General features: G+C 57.7%; 2 protein-coding genes and 1 pseudogene. 2 read left to right on the forward strand and 1 reads right to left on the reverse strand.

Annotated elements, in window-relative coordinates; genetic code table 11:
• Positions 1-150: 150 nt before the first annotated feature.
• On the reverse strand, positions 151-2,217 hold the full coding sequence (locus NKH98_RS32660; protein ID WP_352904287.1) for a carbamoyltransferase family protein: 2,067 nt from the start codon (positions 2,215-2,217) through the stop codon (positions 151-153).
• A 1,013-nt stretch (positions 2,218-3,230) separates the two neighbouring features.
• Between NKH98_RS32660 and nadE the strand changes: the two are divergent.
• Positions 3,231-3,562 (forward strand): annotated as a pseudogene (gene nadE / locus NKH98_RS32665) (NAD(+) synthase); the annotation flags it as partial.
• Between the two features lie 404 nt (positions 3,563-3,966).
• Positions 3,967-4,284, forward strand: a 318-nt coding sequence (locus NKH98_RS32670) for a PAS domain-containing protein (RefSeq protein ID WP_352904288.1), incomplete at its 3' end; no start/stop codon positions are given.

Below are 4,284 nucleotides of genomic sequence, written 5' to 3' on the forward strand. Positions count from 1 at the left end.
CCCCGGGGGGTTTTTTGCGGCGCGCCGGGGGGCACAACTTCTCGGGCCCGAAACCACCCTTTGTTTTTTGCGGCCCGCGGCCCGGGGGGGTGGGGCCCGGCGGCGTCGATGAACACCTTTATTCGCCGAGCTTGGATAGCGGCATCCCTATCACGCTGAGAGCCTGTTATGCTGGTCCAGCGTTTGATCGCAGTCTTGATCCATGCGAGCAGCTTGTGAGGGATGCAACCGAACGAGGCGCTGCTCCCACAGTCGTCGCAGGCCCTCCATCACAGCGTCACGCTTAGCCTGATCCGGCGCAATTGTATTGAGGAGATCTCCCAACATGGCTTCGCCCTCAATCCGCATCAGCAGATTAAACAAGTCGTGTGAAATTCGTACACTGTCACTGCTGAAGTGGGTCGTGCTGATCTCGCAGTGAGTCTCCCGACGATCTGGCGCTTTGTAAGCGCGGGTTTGATGGAGGGACACATAGGGCGGCAACGAAACCGCAAGCGCAGTCCAATCCTGCAGCGTTGCAGCCCGCTTTTTTACCAGGAAGGGCCCGACCACAAGTCCATCCAGCTCTGTCGTCAGAAAGGTGGCAATCGCGTCTGCAACCGAATCCACGATCGGTTCGGCATTGTTGTTAAAGGACGTATTGAGCAGAATTGGAGTGCCTGTGCGCTTCTTGAACGCATTGATGACCTCCCAGTACGCGGGATTGGCGTTGCGCGATACTGTTTGCAGGCGAGCGGTACCGTCGACGTGCGTGATGGCACCGAGCAAGGCGCGCTTTGAGTCACGCACGCGAACGACGAAATTCATGAATGGAAATTCGTGCCTACCGTCCGGCAGGTCGAAAAATTCGCTCGCATCCTCCTCCAGCACAGATGGCGCGAAGGGCCGATAGCCTTCGCGCTTCTTGACCATCGCATTGATCCGGTCCTTGTTTGCGGCGGGCCGAGGGTCGGCAAGAATGCTGCGGTTGCCCAGCGCACGTGGCCCAAACTCCGAACGACCCTGCACCCAGCCGATCACGGCGCCGTTGGCGATCCAGTCGGCTGCACTGCTTGCCACGTCATCAGAGCGTTCAACCTCGAGATGTCCGGCCCATGCATTCAGTTCCTGTTGCACGGCGCGCTCGCTCCCGAGATCAGGACCCCAATAGACCTCCTGCAGTCGCTCACACGGCGCGGGGCGGCCCATCTCGTTAGAGACTATCAGCGCAGCTCCCAATGCGCAGCCAGCGTCGTGAGACGCGGGTTGCACGAAAATGTCTTCGAAAAGCCCTGAATACAGCAGCTTACCGTTCATCGTGCAGTTGTGGGCCACCCCCCCCGCCAGGCACAACCGCTTCATGCCGGTGGCCTCACGGTGATGCCGGAGAATGTGGAACACGATCCGCTCAAGCGCTTCCTGCAGTGACGCACTCACATCTCGATGCTGCTGGGTGAAGGGCATTCCCTTTCGCCTGACCTCGATATTGCGGAGCAACGCCGGACCGATGCGGTCGAGGTGAACACGGTAGCCACCGCCGTTGGCGGAGAGCTCGTAGAACTGCTCGAAGAGCTCGCGATAGGGAGCGGGGTCGCCGTAGGGCGCGAGTCCCATTACCTTATACTCGTCGAACAAGCCGTAGCCGAGATAGCGGATCGTCTCGAGATAAAACAGCCCAAGAGAATTGTTCTCGGGGAAAGCCTCGAGTTGCGTAATTTCTGTGCCAGACCCTACCGCCAAGAGGCCCGATAGGAAATCACCAGAGCCATCAATCGCTAGAATGAGACTTTGTTCGAAGCCCGACATTGCAAAGGTGCTCACGGCGTGCGCCTGATGATGACTTACGAATGAAATACGCGAACTGTCCAACTTAGTGCCGAACTCACGCGTTAACAGATCCTGCACCAACGTTTTAGCATCCAGCGGAATGGAGAGAATGTCCGGGTGGGATGCGGACATACCTTCAAGCATGGCGTTGGCATAGGGCTCGCTGGCGTAGAGCGCGACCCGATCAATGTCGTTGAGCTGAACCCCCGCCGCTGACAGACAGTATTGAATCGAACGAATTGGGAGCTTGTTGGAGTGTTTCATCCGATTGAGGCGTTCCTCTTCGACGGCTGCTATCACCCGTCCGTCTCGGACGAGCACCGCGGCGCCATCGTGCATAAAGGCGTTCCGAAGCTCGAATCGGTTTTCATGGACTTGGTCAAGTCCGCCGCTAATTCCTAGACACAGCATTTCTTTCTCCACATAGTGACGGGCAAGCCAAATTGGCCTGCCTCAGACCGTTTCCAACTAAATAGGCCGCGTTGTCGCTTGCAGCTGCAACCGCCTGTCAGGCATCACCGGCATCAAAGAACGCCTCATAAGGGTCCGCCTGAATCAACATGAGATGCTTCGATCGTGGCGCCTGCCGTTCCATGACGCCGAGAGCTTGGCTGGATCATCGAATCTTGAGCGGCTGCTGACTTGCATGCCGGCGATGCCATTTTCATCTGCAGCACGAACTTGTGACGCGGGCTGCCTATACCCTTGCGAAGGGGCGGCTGTTGACGAATAATGCCGCGCCGTGAACTGGCCCGATTTCATTCCCCGAAAGACCGTCGGACAGGCGAGTGACATGTGCTGCACTGTCCGCCTGCTTCCCGGTCGCACATCCGATACCGCCTTCGCTTGTGCAGGAGGCCGCATCGCGTCATTCGTCGGCCAAACATGGCACCGACTGGAAGCCCGGCAATACCGCGTAGATGTAAAGTGCGCTGATGTTGTATGGTAGCGCTGCCGGCCGGGTCTCCAATCCGCTGCCCAAACGAGCGGACTGCCTGCGGCAAAAAGCCCGCCACAAGCAGAATCGCGCTGGGCAGCTGGCTCGCTTGCAAGACTTCGCAGCTCAGGAACATTGGGGACGACTAGCGTCGAACCGCCGACATGATCGGCCAGTTGCAACTCACTTCTCGGCACGACCTCCACTGCACGTCAGGGCGCATGGAAGATTTTCTCCTTTGGATGGGTGATCGGTGCGGACGTGCTTTTGTCCATGCAAGATTTCCGAAGAGTTATGAAATCGTTTGTTTCGATCAAAGTCATCCACGCTATGAATAGCTGCCGGACATGCGCTTCAAAGGGGCTTCAGGCTTCCCGGATGGCTACTCCGATTCGAAGCGCGTGGCATTCCATGCGCTCTATGACAACATTTTTCAGCAAAGGGTATGAGAGCAAACCCACACTTCTTTTTCAGAAGTCGCTTCGAAGCAGCCGAGGCCTTGATGGGCTTCTTCACCAAGTTCGGCGATGGTGCCGCAGACATTCTTCCTCTTTCCGGGCTGAACAAGCGCAGAGTTCGCGCCTTGGCAGTGTATCTGGGCGCTCCGTCTGATCTTGTTGAAAAGATCCCGACCGCCGACCTGGAGAACCTCGTCCCGGTCTCACATACGATGAGATTGACGACTTCCTCGAAGGCCAAGAGATCAACGAAGCGGCGCACAGGCGTATACTTCATGCGCATTCCAGCACAGCCCATAAGCGAGCGCTTCCCGTCACAACGATTGCCATGACGGGTTCGATATTTAGGCATCGGCAATAGCGTCTCAACATACACGATCGATGGGCTTGCCGCAGTTAGGCAGCTAGCGGCCTGAATTACCGCTGGAGCGAAGCGCTGCTCTTTCAGCCCGCATGCGGTCATGAGGTTGACAGTGTCGGCACGTATCGCCGAGGCCGGCACGCGAACTCATTCTCCCTGAATGCCTGCTCTATCGGTCTTCCGCAGCGTACCCACTTGACCGGTCGCTTCGACATTCCAGGCACCTGGATTCTAGCCGATCCTTGCCGCTCTCCTTCGGCCGGTCGCAATGCTGGACGTGCGGCCGTTACGCGATGCAGAGCTTGTTGTCAGATGCGTGATGCGAAATGTGAGATGCAGCTCCAGTTTTGGCGATGGCAGGCTCGCCGCATTGTTGATAATATCCGCACAAAACAGGCGCGCAAATGACATCGGATTCAGAGAAGGCTGAGGCGGTCGAGCAGCTGCTTGATACACCTGACCTTGCAACAGCACTCGAAAGCGAACAGTTCAAGAAATTCCTTGACCAGGTGCCGATCGCCATAGCCGTTTCGGACCTTGCCGGTGAAGAGCGCGTGGTCTACGCCAATCCGGAATTCGAGAAACTGTCAGGCCTGACGGCCGCCAGGCTCACCCGAGAAAACTGGCCGGCCCTTTTAGGCACAGGCCTCCATCAGCAAAAGGACAGGCCGCTAGCCGAGGCCGTGGTCGAGGGAACCGATCTGGTCGGCACCTTCAGGCTG

The organism is Mesorhizobium sp. M0833 (assembly GCF_040319905.1).
Taxonomy (GTDB): domain Bacteria; phylum Pseudomonadota; class Alphaproteobacteria; order Rhizobiales; family Rhizobiaceae; genus Mesorhizobium.